Annotated in this window: 15 protein-coding genes and 1 tRNA gene; 8 read left to right on the top strand and 8 right to left on the bottom strand. The window is 44.2% G+C overall.

Features of this window, described 5'->3' with window-relative positions:
• Positions 1–333: 333 nt before the first annotated feature.
• Complete coding sequence (locus FHS24_RS02700) at positions 334–2415, bottom strand: mechanosensitive ion channel family protein (RefSeq protein WP_227671701.1); 2082 nt, start codon at positions 2413–2415, stop codon at positions 334–336.
• Positions 2416–2574: 159 nt separating this feature from the next.
• Positions 2575–4035, bottom strand: a complete 1461-nt coding sequence (cysS, locus tag FHS24_RS02705) for a cysteine--tRNA ligase (protein WP_183618487.1) — start codon at positions 4033–4035, stop codon at positions 2575–2577.
• Positions 4036–4268: 233 nt separating this feature from the next.
• Here cysS and FHS24_RS02710 point away from each other — a divergent pair, with 233 nt between their 5' ends.
• Complete coding sequence (locus FHS24_RS02710) at positions 4269–4868, top strand: cob(I)yrinic acid a,c-diamide adenosyltransferase (protein ID WP_183618488.1); 600 nt, start codon at positions 4269–4271, stop codon at positions 4866–4868.
• A gap of 153 nt (positions 4869–5021) precedes the next feature.
• Here FHS24_RS02710 and FHS24_RS02715 read toward each other — a convergent pair whose 3' ends face one another.
• Positions 5022–6002, bottom strand: a complete 981-nt coding sequence (locus FHS24_RS02715) for a hypothetical protein (RefSeq protein WP_183618489.1) — start codon at positions 6000–6002, stop codon at positions 5022–5024.
• Between the two features lie 375 nt (positions 6003–6377).
• On the opposite strand from FHS24_RS02715, the gene FHS24_RS02720 reads away from it, so the two are divergent.
• The 7 genes from FHS24_RS02720 to FHS24_RS02750 all read left to right on the top strand — a co-directional run bounded on the left by FHS24_RS02720 (position 6378) and on the right by FHS24_RS02750 (position 15662).
• The gene (locus tag FHS24_RS02720; protein WP_183618490.1) at positions 6378–7118 is read left to right on the top strand and encodes a glycerophosphodiester phosphodiesterase; all 741 of its coding nucleotides are present in this window, start codon (positions 6378–6380) and stop codon (positions 7116–7118) included.
• Positions 7119–7662: 544 nt separating this feature from the next.
• The gene (locus tag FHS24_RS02725; protein ID WP_406947774.1) at positions 7663–8838 is read left to right on the top strand and encodes an acyl-CoA desaturase; all 1176 of its coding nucleotides are present in this window, start codon (positions 7663–7665) and stop codon (positions 8836–8838) included.
• A gap of 257 nt (positions 8839–9095) precedes the next feature.
• Positions 9096–10562, top strand: coding sequence for a protein adenylyltransferase SelO (locus FHS24_RS02730; protein ID WP_183618491.1), 1467 nt, complete (start codon positions 9096–9098; stop codon positions 10560–10562).
• A gap of 342 nt (positions 10563–10904) precedes the next feature.
• Positions 10905–13232 carry an NADP-dependent malic enzyme gene (locus FHS24_RS02735; protein ID WP_183618492.1) on the top strand — a complete coding sequence of 776 codons (2328 nt, stop codon included), beginning with the start codon at positions 10905–10907 and terminating at the stop codon, positions 13230–13232.
• A 159-nt stretch (positions 13233–13391) separates the two neighbouring features.
• Complete coding sequence (locus FHS24_RS02740) at positions 13392–14588, top strand: tRNA nucleotidyltransferase (protein WP_183618493.1); 1197 nt, start codon at positions 13392–13394, stop codon at positions 14586–14588.
• Positions 14589–14679: 91 nt separating this feature from the next.
• On the top strand, positions 14680–15492 hold the full coding sequence (locus FHS24_RS02745) for a pteridine reductase (RefSeq protein WP_183618495.1): 813 nt from the start codon (positions 14680–14682) through the stop codon (positions 15490–15492).
• Positions 15493–15585: 93 nt separating this feature from the next.
• Positions 15586–15662 (top strand) — tRNA-Ile (locus FHS24_RS02750).
• A 112-nt stretch (positions 15663–15774) separates the two neighbouring features.
• Here FHS24_RS02750 and FHS24_RS02755 read toward each other — a convergent pair.
• The 5 genes from FHS24_RS02755 to FHS24_RS02775 all read right to left on the bottom strand — a co-directional run bounded on the left by FHS24_RS02755 (position 15775) and on the right by FHS24_RS02775 (position 22193).
• Positions 15775–16401 carry a hypothetical protein gene (locus FHS24_RS02755; protein ID WP_183618496.1) on the bottom strand — a complete coding sequence of 209 codons (627 nt, stop codon included), beginning with the start codon at positions 16399–16401 and terminating at the stop codon, positions 15775–15777.
• A gap of 214 nt (positions 16402–16615) precedes the next feature.
• Positions 16616–16915, bottom strand: a complete 300-nt coding sequence (locus tag FHS24_RS02760) for a hypothetical protein (RefSeq protein WP_183618497.1) — start codon at positions 16913–16915, stop codon at positions 16616–16618.
• 283 nt (positions 16916–17198) lie between these two features.
• Positions 17199–18881, bottom strand: a complete 1683-nt coding sequence (locus FHS24_RS02765; protein WP_183618498.1) for an AMP-binding protein — start codon at positions 18879–18881, stop codon at positions 17199–17201.
• Positions 18882–18970: 89 nt separating this feature from the next.
• Entirely contained in the window at positions 18971–20029 is a 1059-nt protein-coding gene (locus FHS24_RS02770) for a CaiB/BaiF CoA transferase family protein (RefSeq protein WP_183618499.1), read from the bottom strand.
• A complete protein-coding gene (locus tag FHS24_RS02775) occupies positions 20022–22193 on the bottom strand; it encodes a 3-hydroxyacyl-CoA dehydrogenase NAD-binding domain-containing protein (protein WP_183618500.1) in 2172 nt (723 codons plus the stop codon). The genes FHS24_RS02770 and FHS24_RS02775 overlap by 8 nt, the downstream gene beginning before the upstream one ends.

Here is a 22193-nt window from a genome sequence, read left to right on the forward strand (position 1 = left end):
ACACTAAATACCAACATTCGCTCGGCACGTTATCTATTTATCAGCGGTAATAAAACGATTGGGTAAGTAGATTTGCCAATACAGCGCCTCTAAACATCCTAAAGTCTGATTAACGATGCTTAATAACTGAATTATCCCTTAAAAATAACGCCATATTATAACAAATAAGGCAAGCCTTCGCATAACATATTTGTCAGCTTATTTTGCTACAACCGTAATAGTAACTAATCATCAATGCTTATTTATAAGACCACTCTTTAAGAAGCTCAACATATAATCAAATAGTATTGTTATTGACCAGAATGTTAACGTTAAGCCTTTATTAGAAATAACTCAATCATCACCCGCCCTAACAATTAAACGCTCAGCCGGCAAATACTCTTTTTGTTCGCTATATAAATAGCTCAGCATCTGCTCACGTACTTCACATTCAAGCGTCCATGCATCAATAGGGCTATTAGCAGCTTGGCTACAGCGCAGCTTAATGTTGCTTTCTGATACTGAGACGGTAAACATTTCAGGCTCAGTTTCACCGTCCCATAGCGCATTGTCTTTTACCAACTCGATGTATTTCTGTCGAATGGCGTCAATATCAGCGCCATAATCGACATGTAAATAAATCACTGACGTTTGATGCGATTCGGTATGCGACCAGTTTTCAACAATCTCAGTTATAAAATGCCGCATGGGCACAATCAAGCGGCGTTCATCCCACGTTTTGAGTACCGCATAGGTGTAACCTAAATCCTCAATCGTACACCACTCACCTTCCATCATCACCGTGTCACCGATACGCACAGGCTGGGTAATGGCGACCTGCATCCCTGCGATGATATTACCCAAAATGGGCTGGGCGGCAATACCTATCACCGCGCCCGCAATTCCCGCTGAAGTGAGTAGCGTCTTACCCAAACCATCGATATTGGTAAACTCACTCAGCCCTATCCAAATACCGCCCAAAATCATGACAAAGATAAAGACGCGGCGAAAGATAGACATATAGGTACGACGGCGGCGACCTTTATCGAACTGCTCTTCGCTTAAGTTTTCGATTTGCAAATCTTTATAGCGATTGGCAAAAAAGTTAATCGCTCGAATCCCAAGCCACATGGCACTAAATACTAGACCTAGCCAAATAATAGGACGTGTCGATGAGGCCACTGCATCCAAATAAGGAAAGCCACCTGATACCAATGTATAGACAGACGAAAAACTGATGGTAAAAGTCAACGGCACGGTCAGCTTATTAACTAAATCTTCTACCCCGTTGTGATGAACGGTAGCGAGTCGGTTGCCTTCTTTATCCAAAACATACCAATTTAGGAGTTTACCGGCCGCTTTACTTAATAGCCAACCGGCGCCCATGGTAAAAGAGAAAAACATGAATAACGCTATAAACTCCCAAATGGCAATACCAAAAATCTTTAATTTGGTCCAATCAGGCAAATAACGCTCAAACTTTGCGGGCTGATATTGCTCGTATAGCTTATCGATATTGGCTACCGTCTGCGCAGAAAACACCCAAAAAGGTGCGCTATCTTCGAGGCGAACGCGTTCGAGATGTATCGGTACACGGCGTTCGCGATAGTCGATATAGCCTAATTGAATCGAGCGCCTAGGAATGCCTTGGATGCTATTCGTGCTACCAAGCGGCGGCTCTATCAACCCATCTGGACGATCTGGCAGCTTATCAAATACATATAACTTCTTCTCTACCAATAAAAAATCAAGTTGCTTAGCAAGGTCCAGTGCTTGACTGCTTTGTCGTTTCTCATCAATCAAGTTCATGTTGAGCGCATAAGCCGCTAAGTCATACTGCTGCTTCATGACTGCTGATTGAAAAAACTCTAATGTGGCCAGTGGTGTCGATAAATTTGGTGGCTCAGATAAGGGCGGTAAGCCTGCATTGAGAGTATTTAATGCATAATAACCTTCGTTATAGTCACCCGTCAGACCAGAATCACCTTGTAACACCCCCGCTTGCTGCACGGTTTTTTTCTCAAGCGGACTAATCATTTCTTCGGCAATAGCAGAAACGCTAACCCCTTCTCTTTTTAGCTTATCAATCCTTTGCACTGCATAATCAACGATATTCTCTGGCGCGGCAGTGACTGGCGCAGTTGCCTCGTTTTTATTGCTTGTAGCTGAACTGCTCGCTGAATTCTCAAGCGCGGTATTATCAGTGCTGGCAGCATCAGCGGGCAGACAAACAATGCTTAGGGTAATAACACACATAATAAGAATAAAATGACAGACACTTAAATGCTTCACAGCTGATCGACGCTTAGCCGTAATAGTATTTAGACTCTCGACTTTTTCACAAGCCTCTAAATCCACAACATCAGCATCACCAATATCGCTCGTATTTTGAGATTGGATATTTTTGGCAATCAAAGATTGAAGAGAATATTTCATACGATAAGCTTCTGGGCTGATTAGTAAAATTAGTTATTAACTATTAAGGGTGAATATAAGCTTAAGCTAATGCACTGGACAAAAAAAAGCCAGCGCTAAGCTGACTTAATTTATGGGCAAACTGTTAATCAATACAATTGGTTATATAAGGAAATTGCTTTAAGCACGGCGCCAAGTCGTACCTGCGCGGCTGTCTTCAAGTTCAATACCGGCATTCTTTAATTGCTCACGTATCTCGTCAGCACGGGCGAAGTTTTTATTGGTTTTGGCATCTGCACGCTCGATGATTAATCCATCAATAGCTGCATCGGTTAAACCGTCTACTTGCGCCTCGCCGATGACCGCTTGTAGAAACTGCTGTACTGGCAGCTGTAGTATATTTAATGTCTGCGCCAAGGCTTTTAACTGCTGCGCCAACTGCCATGCGTCCTCTACGTCTTCAGCTTTGACCGCTTTATTGATATCACGCGCCAGCCCAAATAACACACTGATTGCCGTTGAGCTATTAAAGTCATCATTCATAGCTTTGATAAAATCTTGTCCCGCCGCACTACTATAAGCAGCTGTTATCAGCTCATCATTAATGACAAGTTCTTGTCCTTTTTGTTGCTCAGCCGCTTTTAAAGCTTGATAAAGTCTGCTTAGGCTATTATGTGCTTCATTTAAGGCGCTATCGGAGAAGTTTACTTGGCTGCGGTAATGGCTTGATAATAAGAAAAAGCGCAGCGTTTCAGGATGGAAATGCTTGATGACGTCACGAATGGTGGCAAAGTTACCCAAAGATTTGGACATCTTTTCGCCGTCGACATTAATAAAGCCAACGTGCATCCAATTACGTGCGTACTCGCAGCCGGTCGCTGCTTCAGATTGCGCTATCTCATTTTCATGATGCGGGAACTGTAAATCATGACCACCACCATGAATATCAAAAGTATTGCCAAGGCATTTGGTCGACATCGCCGAACACTCAATATGCCAGCCTGGACGCCCTTGACCCCATGGCGATGCCCATTGTGGCTCACCAGGTTTTGCCGCTTTCCACAACACAAAGTCAAACGGATTGCGCTTGTCATTTTCGACATCAACGCGCGAGCCCGCTTGCATATCGTCTAAATTGCGTTTGGATAGTTTGCCATAATCAGGGAAGCTATCGACCGCATAATAGACGTCACCATTATCGCCCGCATAAGCGTAATCATTGCTGACCAAATTGCCAATCATCTGTTGCATCTCATCGATATGGTCGGTCGCGCGCGGCTCAGCATCAGGCGATAAGCAACCAAGCTCAGAAAAATCTTCATGCATCGCTGCAATAAAACGCTGGGTTAGTGCGCCAATCTCTTCGCCGTTTTCGGCAGCGCGGGTGATAATTTTGTCATCAATATCGGTGATATTTCGCACATAATTAACGTCATAACCCAATTGCTTAAGCCAGCGTACTGCCATATCAAAGGCAACCATCATCCGCGCATGACCAATATGACAATAATCATAGACCGTCATCCCGCACACGTACATGCCAACTTTGCCAGCAACAAGCGGCTTGAATGACTGCTTGCGCCCAGTAAGTGAGTCGTAAATAGCAAGCTGAGACATAGCGTCTGCAAGAGGTGTGGTCATAGTAGAAAAGCCTTTTGATTAAAAGTATAAGAAATAAACGAGCATATCAATACTGCATTCTGTGGTCATAAAAAAGTCTATCTATAAAAGATTTCAACGTGATTATTACCCTGAAGAGCACAGCAATATAAAACTTAACCCATTATCTTAGCGAAAATGCTCGTAAAATACTACAATGAGCACACAACTAAGACTCGCACTGATAAGAAACACTGACCGCTAAGGATGCAAACATGGGCAATCGTTTAAGCAAGATATATACACGTACTGGAGATGACGGTACCACTGGCATGGCAGATGGCAGCCGTGTCAGTAAAGCAGACAATCTATTTAGCGTGATGGGTGACGTCGATGAACTCAACTCACACATAGGTTTAATCCGCGCACAATTGACGCAAACATCGACTGATACAATAAAAGAAACCGATTTTGCGCAAGCGTTAGTGATTATTCAGCATTTGCTATTTAATATCGGTGGCGAGCTTGCCATGCCAGAATATGAAGGCGTGAACGCCGTCCATATCGACTGGTTAGAACAGCAAATTGACGCGATGAATAGCACCTTGCCTGCGCTGAAAGATTTTATCTTACCGACAGGCTCAGTGCTTGTCAGTCAACTGCATGTGGCACGTACGGTCTGCCGCCGCGCTGAGCGTCAAGCAGTATTATTGCAACAACAGCGCCCACAAGCGATTCGTCCAACAGCAGTCAGCTTTATCAATCGCTTATCTGATTGGCTGTTTGTTGCCGCCCGTTTCTGCACGGATCCCGAGCAAGTTTCTGAAGTGCTGTGGGACAGTCAAGTACTACAGAAATTTTCTGATAATAAATAGCGTAAGCCTTACCACTACCTTGTCAGCTATAGACTAAATCTAGCAAGCAAAACGCCCGTAACTTATGATAGTTGCGGGCGTTTTTTTATTTAAGATAATAAGCTTGCGTAGTAAGCATCGTTAGTTGAAAAATTGCTACTGACACTTTATCGCTTAATACGTCGCTTCTTTATCTTCAATAATCACCATGTCGATACTTTCGTCTTTAGGTACTGATTTAGGTGCGGCTGGGGTCGCAGGCGCTGACGTACTAGGCGTTGTGGCGGGTGGATTACTGCTTTGACTGTTCTGAGTATTGCTACTACTAGTTTGACTGCTGCTATCTTGATTACTTTGCTTCACAGCTGGCGGCGTAGCAGGTTGAGTTGGGCGCACAGGGGTTGCTGGCGTTACCTGTCTTGGCTGACGCGGTTGGCTATCGCTGTTGTTTTGAGGAGCTTGACGGCGACGTTCAGCCTGCTGGGCAGCGCGCTGAGCACGCTGCTCTTCTAGCACAGATTGAAAGACTGAGCCTGCCACCACTTCTGATACGACTGTAATCAATGCCGGCTGGCCTGCGATACGCGTACGTACTTGACCACCTTGCGTACCAACGACATAAGTAAAGGCATCATCAACAAGCATGTTGTTATTGATACGGATATTGTCATTGGCTAAACGAGACTGCAAGCTTGGCTGATTGTTGGCCGCTTGGAGTTGACTCGCTTGATATAAATCTTCACTTGGCAAGGTCATACTCACGCTCGCTTGACACGTTGTCATACCATTGGCATTGGCTGCTTGTAAAATCGCCGCATTTTGTACGTCGATGACGATACCATCAGTTTTCTCAGTGACAGCCCCGCCGTTTAAACCAATCTCAGCATCGTTGGCGTAGCTTGCAGCCAGCGTTTGTCCTTGTTGATTGAGCGTATTTTTTAAAGCAGATTTGAGACGATCTTGTACCATCGGGTCATCACAGCTGACCGCAGTAGCAGCAGCGTTCTCACTAACAGCTGTTTCTTCGGTTAGCTCTGCCGCTTCCGTCGTATTTTCTTTTTCTGAACGGTCGCAGCCAGCAAGCGCTAAACTGCATGCGATGCTAATACCAGCAACCTTATACCATTTGCTCAAACTCTTATTTGCTACACTCATGTTTACTTTGCTCCAATTTACTGATTCGTACCGCCACTGATGGACATTGTTTAACATTCAAAGACTCACACTGAAAACGTCACGTTAGAATCGTAACAACTGACAGTCATCATGCAAGTTTTGAAAACCACATTATTATACGGTGTTTGAATTAAATGGTCAGCAGTGTAGCCTGCTGATATACAAATAACGCCTAACATTAGGGCCAAAATCGAGGTTTGGTTGCAAAAACGCAACAAACACATAGGGAAATAATGGCGTAAGTTTTCGGCGCATCTAATATATCTGACGAATCTGCTATCAGGTAAATATTTTATTAGACCGAGTTTCGCAGAGGCGATATGATGTCGGTAAAATATTTGATAGTTATTGATAATGATAAATTTTAAAAACACGCTTTTATTAGGGCATCGCGGCGCGCGCGGTGAAGCATTAGAAAATACCGTAGCAGGTTTTAAGCTTGCGCAGAATCTACAAACGGCGGGCTTAGCTGGCGTAGAATTCGATGTGCAGCTGACTGCGGATGGTCATTTGATTGTCTTTCACGATGACAATTTACAACGACTGTGCGGACAGCAATCACGTATCGATCAGCTAAGTCTTGCTGAAATTGAGCGCTACTCGCAATTGGACCATAAGCAATCTGGCCATAAAATTACGCCGTTAGCGCATATAGCAATTGCACTAGAAGGCTTTGGTTATATAGAGCTTGAGATTAAGACTCATGAGCGCACAGATTACCGCAAGCTAATCAAGGCTTTGATGACGGAACTAATCGACAGTCCTCTTGCCAGCTTACCTATTGTTTTGACCAGCTTTGATGTCGAGCTGCATGCAGGACTGCAACGCAATAAGCTGTTGCAACATATACCGCGTGGTTTATTGATTCGGACGCCTGAAACCTTAATAACAGCAACCAATACTGCGCGGCAACTTGGCTGTGTGCAACTGGGTATTCACTATCCATTGCTTAATCAAGCAGTCATTGAGCACTGTCATCGCTGTAACTTGCCTGTGAGCGCGTGGACAGTCAATGACAGCAACACGATTGCACAACTGATCGCGTGGCAAGTCGATGTCATCATTACTGACTATCCAACATACTTTCTCTCATAAGCTATTTATTCATATAATGAACTGGTTATTTATTCTCGTACAACCTTTGCCATCCATATAGTTCTAACCCCTCTTCTAATACCCGCCCATTTTAGGGCTAGCCTTAGATTAGTGACTATCAAGGTTTAATGCCCTACATATTTGCCTTGCTACTTACACTTTTACCCAATTGCTGATAAATCATGGCTTATTTACAATAATACTTCCCATAAATCATACAAGTTATTGTTATTTAGCAATATTTTTCTAGTGTATAACTGTTCACTTTATCCTTATTTTCAGGTAATATGGGGTTTAAAATTAATACCGTTAGGAATATTACATGATTGCTAAAAAAGTAATAGGCTTACCACTTAAGGGCTTACGTTTGGCCATGAAGTCGGGTGATACGCTTATACAGCACGCTGGCACTCAAGCACTACGCGTAAAGACGTGGCTTGATACTAGCAAAAGCAAAACTGACGACGCTGCCGATACGCAGTTTGCGACCACCAGCGGCTATAAAAATGTCAATGCAGCAAGCAACGATGAAGGCATCGATCCTCTGGAGCTCGAATTTCAAAAATCGCCGATTAACTTGGTACCAGCGATTTTCCTTATTGCCACGCCTATTGCTGCTGCAGTCATTACGCCGTGGTACTTGATGACTCATCAGGTTAGTGCGCCCGTTTGGGGGGTATTCGGTGCCTTTATGGTTTGGACAGGTATTAGTATTACCGCAGGCTATCACCGCCTACTGTCGCACCGTGCGTATAAAGCTCATCCTTTGGTAAAAAACTTCCTATTGCTAGGCTCAACACTTGCGGTTCAAGGCTCAGCCTTTGACTGGGTGTCGGGTCACCGTACGCATCACCGTCATGTTGATGATCGTATAGAAGACCCTTATTCAGCACAGCGCGGGTTTTTCTTTAGCCATATCGGTTGGATGCTACGCAATTATCCTAGCGGTCGCTTTGACTATAAAAATATTCCTGATTTAACCAAAGATAAAGTGCTGCAGATTCAGCACAAATATTATGGTTTATGGGTATTGGCGACCAACGTTGCGATGGTCGCTGCGGTTGGCTGGTTAATCGGTGATGTTTGGGGTACGTTAATATTGGCAGGTCTACTGCGTTTGGTATTGACCCATCACTTTACCTTCTTTATCAACTCGCTATGTCACATGTTTGGTACGCGTCCTTATACCGATACCAATAGTGCGCGTGATAACTTCTTCCTTGCTATCTTTACGTGGGGTGAGGGTTATCATAACTACCATCACTTCTTCCAATACGACTATCGTAATGGCGTAAAATGGTGGCAATATGACCCAACTAAATGGTTGATTGTTGGCCTATCTAAACTTGGTTTAACGAGTGAATTGCGTACGGTTGACGACACCACCATCAAGCATGCTGAAGTGCAAATGCAGTTCAAAAAAGCCCAACAGCAGATTGATAATGCCACCGCAAACGGACTTGATATTCCTCATGCGATGAAGAGCTTCCAAGATCGCATCAAGTTTGAATACGATGCCTTTACGCAAACGGTCGAAGAATGGCAAGCGCTAAAAGCCAAAACCATTGAGCTGAAAAAGACTGAATTTGCTGATCGCTTGCATGAAGTTGAAGAAACGCTAAAACAGGACTATGCCAAAGTTGAGCAAAAGATACTGGCTCATAATAGCAATCTAAAGAATGCGTTTCGCTCTATCGGTCAAAGCCCAAAAGCCGCTTAAGTATTTATAAAGATTACTGATTTAATTGCTTTATTGTCAGTCTCTCCTGCCCTCTATCTGTAAAGATAGGGGGTTTTTTATGGTAGTGATTTGCGGACTAATTACAAGAGATGGACAGAGTGAAACGCGGTATTATTAAGGCTATGTTATAGTGAGTTTATAAATATCAGCACTCACTATTTGCGTCTATATTTATACAGCTACAAATCTATATCTAGTACCTTACTAATCTACTCCCCTATATTGGAACGGCAGCTATGCGCTATCAGAATACTTATGTCAAATTAGACACTCGCCTTTATCATGAGCAACAGCCGACACCGCTAGACAATCCTCGTGCCGGTCATTTTAATATGCAAGTTGCCGAGCAATTGGGCTGGCTTGATGATAAAGATTTGATGGCGCGTTGGGTTGAGATATTGGGTGGTCAATACGTGCCAGCGCAGTTTCAGCCGCTGTCGATGGCCTATGCCGGTCATCAGTTCGGGCAATGGGCGGGACAATTGGGTGATGGACGCGGTTTACTCATGGCGCAAGTACTGGGTAATAATGACCAATTGCAAGATTTACACCTAAAGGGTATTGGTCTGACCCCTTACTCACGGATGGGTGATGGTCGCGCAGTGCTGCGTAGTACCATTCGCGAATATTTATGTGGCCATGCGCTGACCCAACTTGGCATCCCCTCGTCCAATGCTTTAGGCTTTGTGGTTTCTGATACCAAAGTGCGCCGCGAGCGTATGGAAGCTGGAGCGGCATTGATGCGCGTCGCTGACAGTCACATTCGCTTCGGTCATGTTGAGTGGATTGCAAGCTTTGCGCCTGACCTGCTTGGCGAATTTACCGATTATATGATTGATACTTACTATCCAGAGTGCCATGATAGTGAAACGCCAGTCTTAGCTTTTTTACAAGCCGTGGTTGAGCGTACCGCGCGTATGATTGCTGATTGGCAGCTGATTGGTTTTGCCCATGGAGTGATGAATACCGACAACTTATCTATTACTGGCAGCACCTTAGACTTTGGTCCGTTTGGCTTTATGCAACGTTTTAATCCTGCTTGGATTAACAATCACTCCGACCATACCGGACGTTATGCTTACCAAAACCAACCTGCTATCGGCCATTGGAACTTAAATATTTGGCTACCGCACTTTATGCGCCTAGAAGGTGTCACGCGCGATACCTTGGCTGATTGCCTAGCGCCGTATGAAGCGATCTTTATGCAGCATTATCAGCAAGGACTGTGCCGTAAGCTTGGATTACCGCATGCCAAAGAGAGTTTAACCCTTGCCTTTGAATGGTTGACATTACTAGAAGATAATTTACTCGACTATACTAATAGTTTCCGCGCGCTATTGGGTTTGGTCGCGCCAAACGAGCATCCTTATGAGCAGCAGCTGCTTGCAATAATGACTGCTGAGTTTAATAATGAGGCGCTAAACGTCTGGCAAAATTGGTCAACACGATATTTGGCAGCGCTAGAGCCGTTATCTAGCGAGACGTCTATTGATGAGATGCGCAGCAGTAATCCAGTTTATGTGCTACGCAATAGTATGGCGCAGCGCGTTATCACGGCAGCGGAACAAGGACAGTTTGATGAGTTAAATCGAGTCTTTGAATTGCTTGCGACCCCTTATAGGGTGCAAGACATCGCCACCGACCTTGATACCCTGCCCCCTGCTCCGCATGCGCCACAAATGCCGATTAGTTGCTCTTCTTAATAAAATGCTAGTAAACTTCTATTCTGTAATATTTTGAAACATGATGCAATTGGGGTTGATATTTTGCCCTATTATTTGTCATCATCAACCAGTGAAATAATGAATATCATTTTATTATATTGCTCACACTGTTCAGCCTAGCTGACTAGGCAGTGAAATACCAATAATGCTAGAATAGCTATTTTTGCACGATTGCTGTTTTTACTCTGATGTCTAGTTGCCAATGGCGACTCTTTTAGTATAAATGTACCTTGATGGTCATATTTTATGATTTTTGAGGTATAGGCGTTAGTTTTTATCACCATTTACTTTATTCCAATTATCCCAACCATGGCAATTATTATGAATGACGATATCACTTTGAATACGGATACCCCTACTACGGAAAAAGAGCAGTTCGAACAAGCTGCCTTACATTACCATGAGTTTCCACGCCCAGGTAAAATCTCAGTGACGCCTATCAAGCAACTGGCCAACCAACGTGATTTGGCGCTCGCCTATTCACCAGGTGTCGCCGTACCTTGTCTTGAGATTCAAAGAGATCCAGCTTTAGCAGCTAAATATACCGCTCGTAGCAACTTGGTCGGTGTGATTACCAACGGTACTGCGGTACTTGGTTTAGGGAATATTGGTCCATTGGCATCCAAGCCTGTGATGGAAGGTAAAGGGGTTCTATTCAAAAAATTCGCAGGTATCGACGTTTTTGATATTGAAATTGCTCAAAACGATCCAGACAAGTTCATCGAAGCGGTTGCGTCTTTAGAGCCTACTTTTGGTGGTATTAACCTAGAAGACATCAAAGCACCAGAATGTTTCAAAATCGAGCGCGAATTGCGTAAACGTATGAACATTCCAGTATTCCACGATGACCAACATGGTACGTCAATCATTGTTGCCGCAGCGATGCTAAACGCTTTGCTCATCACTGGCAAAAAAATCGAAGAGATTAAAGTAGTCTGTTCAGGTGCTGGCGCCGCGGCTATCTCTTGCTTGGATATCATCTGTGCGCTTGGTGTTGATAAAAACAACATTTTGGTATCAGACTCACGCGGTATTATTACTACCAGTCGTGAAAATCTTGATGAGACTAAGCAGCGTTATGCCCGTGATACCACTGCATCTACCATCGAAGAAGTAATGGATGATGTCGATATGTTCTTAGGGCTATCTATGCCTGGTACATTGACCGAAGACATGGTTCGCCGCATGGCAAAAGACCCTATCGTCTTTGCCCTTGCCAACCCAACGCCTGAGATTATGCCAGAATTGGCCCATGCGGTACGTCCAGACGTCATCATGGCAACGGGTCGCTCAGATTATCCTAACCAAGTAAACAACGCGCTATGCTTCCCTTATATCTTCCGCGGTGCATTAGATGTTGGCGCAACGACCGTTAACGAAGAGATGAAAATTGCTTGCGTAAAAGCAATTGCCGCCATGGCGCATGTTGAAGCCACGCCAATGAGCAATGTGAAAAACGTTGAAAGCACGCCAAGCTTTGGACGCGAATATTTGATTCCAGGACCTTTGGAGCCAAACTTAATCATCGAAATCGCTTCTGCTGTTGCTAAAGCGGCGATGGATTCTGGTGTTGCAACACTACCTATCTCAGACATGAAAGCGTATCGTCAACGCTTGTCTGAGTTTGTTTATAACTCAGCGTTTGTCATGAAGCCTATCTTTGCCCGCGCGAAAGCCGATCCTAAACGTATCGTGTACTGTGAAGGCGAGGACAGCAATGTCTTGTTAGCGGTACAAGTAGTGGTCGATGAGCAGTTGGCTTATCCAATCTTGGTTGGTCGTCCTGCCGTCATCGAAAAGAACATTGAAAAGCTAGCACTACGCCTAAAAGATGGTGAAAACATCACTATTATCAATCAAGATGATGATCCACGCTATAAAGACTACTGGCAGGGCTATTACGAGAAAAACAAACGTAATGGCGTCAGCATTGAACTTGCTCGCCGTGATGTCCGTCGTAAGACCTCTTTAATCGGCGCCCTACTGGTTGAAAATGGCGATGCCGATGGTATGATTTGTGGCACATTCAGCTACTATCAGCTCCATCTAAAATACGTCAGCAGAGTCATTGGCAAAAAAGAAGGCGTCAGTGATTTTTATGCGATGAATGCTGTGCTTATGCAAGATCGCAATATCTTTATCGCCGACACTTATATCCATGAAGACCCAACTGCTGAGCAATTGGCTGAGATGACGGTATTAGCTGCCGATCAGTTACGTCGCTTTAGTATCACTCCACGTGTGGCGTTGGTTTCGCATTCAAACTTCGGTACATCAGACCGTGCCAGCGCGGTAAAAATGCGTAAGGTGCATCAGCTGCTGACAGAGATGAATGTCGACTTTGAATTTGATGGTGAAATGCAAGGTGATGCAGCACTTGATGAGCATATCCGTGCCAATGACTTGCCATCAAGCAATCTAAAAGGCTCAGCAAACTTGCTTATCTTGCCAACGCTTGATTCAGCAAACATTGCTTTCAACCTACTCAAAACAGCGACCAGCAGTGCTTCTATCGGTCCTATCTTGCTAGGAGCTAATAAGCCTGTACATATTCTAACACCATCAGCAACGGCACGCCGTGTGGTTAATATGACGGCGCTTGCAGTTACTGAAGCTCAAGACCTAGAAAGTGAACAGCAGCAGCAGTAGTCGTTTATACAGTGTATGCACGCCTTACTAAGACGGCCTTCTGTTAGTTATTTATAGAAACCGTCTGCTATACTAAAACCAGTTAATGCTCCTAATCGAGTGTTGACTGGTTTTTTTTGCAAAATGATTTAGTAAATACTAGATAAAAAAGAGACTATTATGCAAGTGTACCTCGTCGGCGGTGCTGTCCGTGACCAACTGTTAGGTCGTCCTATCAAAGATAAGGACTTTGTCGTCGTCGGCGCGACTGTCGCAGATATGCTAGCGGCAGGATTTCAACAAGTGGGCGCAGACTTTCCGGTATTTTTGCATCCTATTAGCCGTGAAGAATATGCCCTAGCACGTACGGAGCGCAAACAAGGCCTAGGCTATCAAGGCTTTAGTGTACATGCCAGCCCTGATGTCACATTGCATGAAGACTTGCAACGTCGTGATTTAACCGTCAATGCCATGGCGATTGAAGTCAAGAGCCTTACCGATGACACGCCCATCAATGGTGAAGTGGTTGACTACTATGGCGGATTGGATGACATTAAAAGTAAAACCCTACGTCATGTCTCAAGCGCTTTTAGCGAAGACCCTTTACGGGTGCTGCGAACTGCGCGCTTTTATGGACGATACTATGACCTGGGCTTTAGTATCGCCGATGAAACTTTGCTACTAATGCGCCAATTGGTCAGCTCAGGAGAGCTTGCGCATTTAAGTAGTGAACGTATTTGGCAAGAATCGAGCCGTGCCATAATGCAAGTGTCGCCGCAGGTATATTGGCAGCAGCTTTTTGAGATTGGGGCGCTAACAGAGTATTTTGCCCCACTACATCAAGTTTGGAGCCATTCTCAATACGGTCAAATAAGAGAGATTGCACAAACCGCGCTGTATTTCGCCGGTCAAATGCAATTAAACTTATCACAGCGTTGGGCGTTATTAATGGCCAGTCTGAACACAGATTTATTTGCTTTAAAACCTACAGACTTGAGTTCAAATAACATAGCAACTGCTGTTAAAGGTATTAATGATATAGGAAACAGCGTAAAGGTACCAAAAGCACAGACCCAATTTGCCACTTTATTTGTGCAGCAAGCAAAAAATCTTAGCATCATAGACCAACTTAGCGCCGCCGAGAAAATTGATCTTATCCAAGCTTGTAGCGCCCATAAAACGCCGGAAAAACTCTCACAGCTCTTGGTCACTAGCCATGTATTAAAACTCGCCATACAGCATCGACAAATGATGTTGGCATTAGGCAGCTTTCATGCAATCGGCATGAATGATATTGACCAAAATCTCAAAGGTCCAGCGATTGGTGCGGCGCTGCGACAAGCGAGAATAGAACACTTAGAATCACAACATGCCTAGTAATAACTTATCATCTTAGCTAAGCACCTTTAATAATTATCTTAAAAAAGCTTCTTAAACATGCATTTTAGATTATAAAAGCACCTTTAATATGAACCAAGAGTTTGGATTAAACCAGCCAAAAGATACTAATGCCTCAGCGCCAGTCATGCTAGTAACCGGTGGCGCCAAGCGTATTGGTGCGGCTATTGTTCGTGCTGCCCATGAGCAAGGCTACCGTGTCATTATCCATTGTCACCATAGTAAACAAGAAGCCAATGCCCTAGCCGATGCGCTGAATAACAGTCGTGCTGATAGTGCGGCCGTTGTTCTTGCAGATTTGGCGGTTGTTAATAATAGTGAGACGCTACAGCAATTTACTCGCAATATCATGCGGGCTTTTGGGCAGCTCGATGTCCTAGTACACAATGCCTCACGCTTTTATCCAAGTCCGCTTGGTCATATCAATATTGAACAATGGGATGAGTTATTTTTAACCAATGCCAAAGCACCTTTGTTATTAAGCCAAGCGCTATACCCTTATATAAAAAGTCAGCAAGGCTGTATTATTAGTCTGCTTGACATTCATGCACATGATAAACCTTTTGCTAATTATACGGTCTACAATATGGCAAAGGCGGCACACAGGATGATGGTGCAATCTCTGGCGCTTGATATGGCGCCTGATATACGCGTTAATGGTGTCGCTCCTGGGGTAAACATCTTACCTGAGGCTGATAGCGACCAAGCCCTAGATCAACAGCAGCAAAAAAGCATCATCGATTCTATCCCTATGCAGCGGATAGGCAAGCCTACTGAAATTGCACATAGTGTGCTTTATCTCGCGCAGGCCAGTTACGTGACTGGTGAGATAATTACGGTAGATGGCGGTCGCAGCCTGACATTGGCTGGCGGTCATATTTGATAGAAAACAGCACTGCATAAAAATATCTGTATTAGTTCCTATCTTTTACTTGAAAATCTAGAAAAATCAGGTATCATTGTGCGTCTAACGTTAGGGCCCATAGCTCAGTTGGTTAGAGCAGAGGACTCATAATCCTTTGGTCGTAGGTTCAAGTCCTACTGGGCCCACCATATATTGAATCAGGCTTGTTCGCAGCGATGCGGCAAGCCTTTTTTTATGGGGGTTTGCCAGATTTAAGAATATCTTGGTGTTAGTTAGTATTGGAGTTTATCAATGAGTCCTCTACTTTTGCTCAAGCAACAACCATACTTTATCAATCTCGATCATTTGATACTCTTTTTGCCCGATGGTTTGTGTTCTTAATAGTTGCTGGTTATCTACACTCTCGATATATTCAACATCCCAAGGGTCGGCTAAGTCATACGCCTGAATATATTTGTGCAGCGTCCAGTCGTAACGGTCTAATACCTCAGCCGTGTCATCGTTGTAATGGTTTGAGCTTTTGATACCTTCGTTAGGTTGCTCCTCTACTGGCTCAAAAACATTCGTAAAATCCATCGGCTCATTGATAGTACATGTCACTTGTGAGCGGCTGATAGCCCCTTCAAATAGCCATGTTTGCAAATCATAAGGTTGCTCTAGTTGTTTTAAAGCCTTATCCCATAAGTCATAAATACTCATTAGATTGGCAATAAGTAAGGATTTAAGCTCACCAGTTGGCTCAGGATAGACGCTATTGATGAGACTAAAGTCAGTCCAAGGACTCACCCAAAACTTGACGTAATCTCGATGCATCTGTTTTAAATTTTTGATGTCCAATACTTTATTGCGTGAACCCCATTTCTCAATAGCGCGCTTGCGGCGGTTAATGCCTCTTATTTTTCGATATTTTATTTTTTGTTTTTTCATACTTAACTTCCGTTCATATTGTGGGCTTACAATACACTAAACCCAGTAGCGCATTATAACATTTGTACTGATTGTATTTAGAACTGACTATATTACGATTAACAAAACGCCTCACCACTCCTGTTGGAGTAGTGAGGCGTTTTTATCCCATTTTAAGGGTAATGGTAATATAAGAATAAGTGAGACCGTCTAGGCATTATGCTCCATCGCTAGGCTACTTAGCTGCATAAGACAGCTTCATACCAAATAAATAGGCATCATTGTCTTCAAACTTATCAATTTTTGTGCCACTAGCCGCCAAAAGTCCCTCTGCATCACCTAACATCAAATATTTAACACCGGCAGATACTGCCCATTCAGGAGTCAAATTATATTTAGCCCCAAGACCAACGCTATAGTATCCTTCGGTAGGTCCTAATAGCGATACTGGATTGCCCGCACCACTATCCCGACCAATTGATCCTGATATTGCTAGCGCTGGCGTAAGACGTTTACCCAACCCTACCTCAAGCATATAAGAGTCATCGCTATACTATAAAAGATTTACCTAGTCTATGGTATTGCCTTTTGAAGCATTTAAGACAATCCTATTCTGATTTAACAACGGCGAGGTAATCTTAAATTTCGACATTGTACTTCCTCCATGAAGAGTCGAACGATTAGCGTCCATTGTTAATCAACAGTTTACGACTCTCAATATTCTTATAAAAAGTCTCATTGATAAAAGCTGACTTGTAAATAAAAAGGCAGCCGTTAATAAAACTGACAAACCCTTTGAATATTCATTTTCAGAGCAGTCAAGCTTCAGCAGCTTGTTTTCTAAGCTCGTGACGCAATATTTTGCCCACTGTTGATTTAGGCAGCTCATCGATAAACTCCACATGGCGTGGGCATTTATAGCCCGATAAGTTCTTTTTACAAAACTCAATCAGCTCCTCTTTTTTCAAGCTTTTGTCATCAGTGACGACATACAACTTGACCGCTTGACCTTGTTGCTCATCATCGACACCCACTACTGAGCACTCTTTAACTTTAGGGTGCATCTCGACCACGCCTTCAACTTCATTAGGATATACATTAAAGCCGCTAACGATAATCATATCTTTTTTTCTATCTAACAGCTTGACGTAGCCTTCTGCATCGATAGAGCCCACATCACCTGTCTTCAGATAGCCATCTTCAGTGAAAAATTTGCTGTTATCAAGGTTATGATAGCCTTTGATGACGTTCATACCCTTAATAGCAATCTCGCCTACTTCACCGATTTCCAGCTTATTTTCATCATCGTCTAAAATGACTATCTCGACACCTGGCACTGGCATACCGATGGTACCTGTAAAGTTTTTATTGGTCAGTGGATTAGCAGTACCTACGCCTAAAGTCTCAGACATCCCCCAACCTTCGATGATCGTGACACCCGTGGTATCTAGCCACTTACGTGCCATCTCAGGCGTGGCCGCCATACCACCAGCTAGTGACAGTTTAAGGTTAGAGAAGTCCAAATCTTTGAATTTGGGATGATTGAGTAGCGCCTGGAACAAGGTATTTACCGCTGGCAGCAGATGGAATTCTTCTTTTGCAAGGAGCTTAACAAAGGCATTGATATCACGTGGGTTGGTAACCAGCAGCAAGTGCTGACCCGTACGCAGTCCAAGTAAAGAGATGATAAAAGCAAAAATATGATACATCGGTAAAGCAATCACTGATGTCAGCTGTCCATCGTTATCCGTATACTTCAGCGGTTTAAACCACTCGCTATATTGCTTAGTACCGTAGACGACATTGTGATGGCTAATTAAGATACCCTTAGCCATACCCGTCGTACCACCCGTATATTGAATCATAGCAAGATCATCAGGCTTGATTTCGGGCCTTGTATATCTCAATTGCCCGCCTTTTTGTAGCACCGTTTTAAAGCTCACCTCTGTACAGTTAGTACAGCCAGACAAGTCATACTTAGGCACGGCCTTTTTGATATATTTTGCTGCCAGATTGACCACAGTCCCCTTGGCTGTACCCAACATATCGCCAATAGCACTGACCACGACCGTCTCGACAGGCGTTTTATCTATGATAGGGTCTAAGCTATGACAAAAAGGCTCTAGTATAAACAGCAGCTTTGCATCAGCGTCGTTGAGTTGATGCTTGAGCTCACGTGAAGTGTATAGTGGATTAATTAAAGTCAACACCATGCCCGCGCGTAGAGTGCCAATGACGATAGGCAAGTATTGATTAACATTAGGCATCATCACCCCAACGCTACTACCTGCTGGGAGACCCAGATTTTGAATCCAAGCGGCGATGCTTGTAGCAATTTGATCAACCTGCTGATAGGTATAAGAGACGCCCATGTTGGTCATGAACTTGCGCGGCGCAAATTTAACCAATACGTCATCAAAAAAATCATTCAAGGATTGGTCAACATAAGGCAGCTCTTTGGCGACACCCTCAGGATACTTCTCGGTCCAAAACTTATTCATAAAAACCCTCCATGGTTTTATTAGCTCATTGGTGAGGACTAAGGGAATATTTGATTAACTGATAATAACGTTACTTCAAATTCATCATCTTACTGCCAGCCCGGTGTCGCACTATGCTCATCTTGGTGAGCAAATAAAGGATGTGCTTTGGCCTCTTCTAAGGTTAGCACTGGTGTGACGCAAACATCGGCGGATTCAAAAACCTGCTGCCAATGAGCAAGATCATGGCTGGCAAAGGTATCAGCAACCACTTGTGCTGCCTCTTGACTGTCCTTGGTATTAGGCATAACGCCCATTTGCCAATGCTTAGTCTTAAGCTCCGGCAGCTCTAATACTTCACATAGTCCTTGCCAAAACTTTAACTCCAAAGAGCCGACCGCCATATGACGACTATCTGCGGTTTTGTACAACCGATAACAAGGCAATAAACCACCTAAGAAGTCATGTTGTGGCTTTGGGTTTTTACCAGAGAAGCTCGCAACCAACTTACCAGTCGCTTTTGGCATGACCAGATGCTGATACAAGCTGTGGGTCATACTGACCGCAACGTGACGACCTTTTCCAGTACGCTGCGCTGAAAACACAGCGGCCAAAAGAGCAATCACCGCCGTGTCACTGCCGCCTGCCAAATCTGCAAACTGGATATTAGGCATTGCTTGATCACCATCTGCCGTTTTCAACTGGTCAAGCACGCCACTCATCGCCATAAAATTGATATCATGACCCGCTTTCTTAGCCCAGTTATGAGTGATGTTATCGCTATCAGCTACGCCATAACCAGTAATAGATACCATGACCAGCTTTGGATTGAGAGCATGCAGGGTCTTAGCATCCAGTCCCATGCCCTCAAGCACCTCAGGACGAAAGCTATCGAGCATCACGTCAGCATCTTTAAGATGCGCTTTGATAGCTTCAATACCTGCTGGATCACGGAAATCAACTTTTTGAGTCTCTTTACCATGGTTCAATGCGGTAAACAGCTCGCCAAAAGCGCGGGCTGGATCACCATTAAGCGGTTCAATCTTAATAATATCCGCGCCCAAGTCTGCAAGCAGCCTAGTCGCAAAAGGCCCTGGTAGGTTGCGCGTCAAATCAACGACGCGCAGCCCCTGCAGGCAGTCTTTCATAGCATCAGCTTGATTAACCATCTACAAACTCCTCGCCTTTTTGGGCCATCTCTACTAGGATTTGTGCAGGCGCAAAACGCTCACCGTATTTGCTCGCAAGCTCACGACTACGCTCTACAAATTTATCGACACCTACTGAGTTGATGAACTGTAAGGTACCACCTTGGTTTGGTGCAAAACCCCAACCGAAGATTGAACCGACGTTGGCATCGGCCACGGTACGTACGACGTTTTCCTCGAAGCACTTCGCGGTCTCATTGGCTTGCACGTAAAGTAGGCGGTCTACCAAGTCTTGCTGAGACGGCTGCTCATCGGTCGTTGGGTACAGTTCAGTGAGCTCAGGCCATAGATGCTTTTCACCATTTTGCGGATAGTCATAGAAGCCTTTAGCAACCTTTTTACCTTCACGGCCTAGCTCTTTGACCATTTTTTCTACCACGGGCATGGCAGGATGCGGTGTAAAGGTTTTACCTTCTGCTTCTAATGCCTTTTTAGTTTGCTCCATCACGTGTAGTGACAGACTTAGTGAGACTTCATCTTGCAATGCGAGCGGCGGCATCGGCATACCAGATTTCATACCTGCCACTTCAATACTACGAGGATGAATACCTTCGCCTAGCATAGCAATGCCCTCTGATACGTAAGTACCAAAGACGCGAGAGGTGTAGAAGCCGCGGCTGTCATTGACAACGATAGGCGTCTTAGCAATTTGACCGACATAGTCAAAGCCTTTGGCTAGCGTTGCATCGTCCGTTTCTTCGCCCACGATAATCTCAACCAACGGCATCTTATCTACTGGAGAGAAGAAGTGTAGACCGATGAACTGGTTTGGACGTTTGCTGGCTTTGGCAAGCTCAGTGATAGGCAAGGTTGACGTGTTAGAAGCATAAACGGCAGTTTCTGGAATAACGGCTTCAGATTTACGCGTACATTCTGCTTTAACATCTACATCTTCAAATACCGCTTCAATGATTAAATCACAGCCTTCTAGATCATCATAAGACGTTGTGGTTTTGATAAGGTCTAATAATGCTTGTTTTTTCTCTTCCGTCGAACGACCACGGCTAATAGCCTTGTCTAGCAGCTTAGTAGAATAATTTTTGCCCTTTTCAGCACCTTCGATAGCCGTATCTAACAGCACCACTTCCATACCCGCTTTGGCTGAAACGTAAGCGATACCAGCGCCCATCATACCGGCACCAAGTATGCCGACTTTACTCACTTTGGACCGCTCAAACCCTTCTGGGCGTGACTGACCTTTTTTAATGCTATTTAGCTGCGTCCAAAGGGTGTTGATCATATTTTTAGACACGTCTGATAGCGCACAGGCGACAAAAAAGCGCGACTCAATTTTAAGACCGTTATCGATATCCGTTAAGCAGCCCTCAAACACACTAGATAAGATATGGGTGATTGCCGGATAGTTGCCGTGAGACTTTTGGTATGCCATCGCTGGTGCAATTGAAAACACTTGTACCACTTTAGGATGCTTGCTGTCACCGCCTGGGATTTTAAAGCCTTTTTTATCCCATGGCTGCTGCGCTTTTGGATTTTCATTAATCCACGCTTTTGCCTTACTGATAAGCTCATCATTGTCATGAGCCACGTCATCGATAAGACCAATTTCAACCGCTTGCTGCGGGCGAAGCTCTTTGCCTTGTGTCATCAGCTCAAGTGCTTTTTGAATACCAACCAAACGTGGCAGACGCTGAGTACCACCACCGCCTGGTAATAGACCTAGTTTAACTTCAGGTAGACCAAGTTTGGTCTTTGGCGAGTCAATGGCGATACGATAATGACAGGCCAAAGCCAGCTCTAAACCACCACCCAATGCCGTACCAGTAATGGCAGCAACCACTGGCTTACCTGAAGTTTCAAGTTTACGCAGGCTAGTTTTTAAGTCCTCAACCAAGTCAAACGCTTGCTCAGCAGTTTCAATAGTGGCCAGTTGGTCAATATCTGCGCCAACTACAAAGGTTGATTTGGCAGACGTTAGGATCAAACCTTTTATTTCTTGGTCGTTGACAAAAGCATCAGTCAATTTGGCAAAGGCGTCATTAAAGCCATCACCGATGACATTCATCTTACGATCTGCTTGATCGATAGTAACCGTGATAATACCGTTATCGGCTTCGGCAGAAAAATTATTCAATGCATTGATGGCATCTACACTATTAGTGCTCAT

Source organism: Psychrobacter luti, assembly GCF_014192115.1.
GTDB classification, from domain to species: Bacteria; Pseudomonadota; Gammaproteobacteria; order Pseudomonadales; family Moraxellaceae; genus Psychrobacter; species Psychrobacter luti.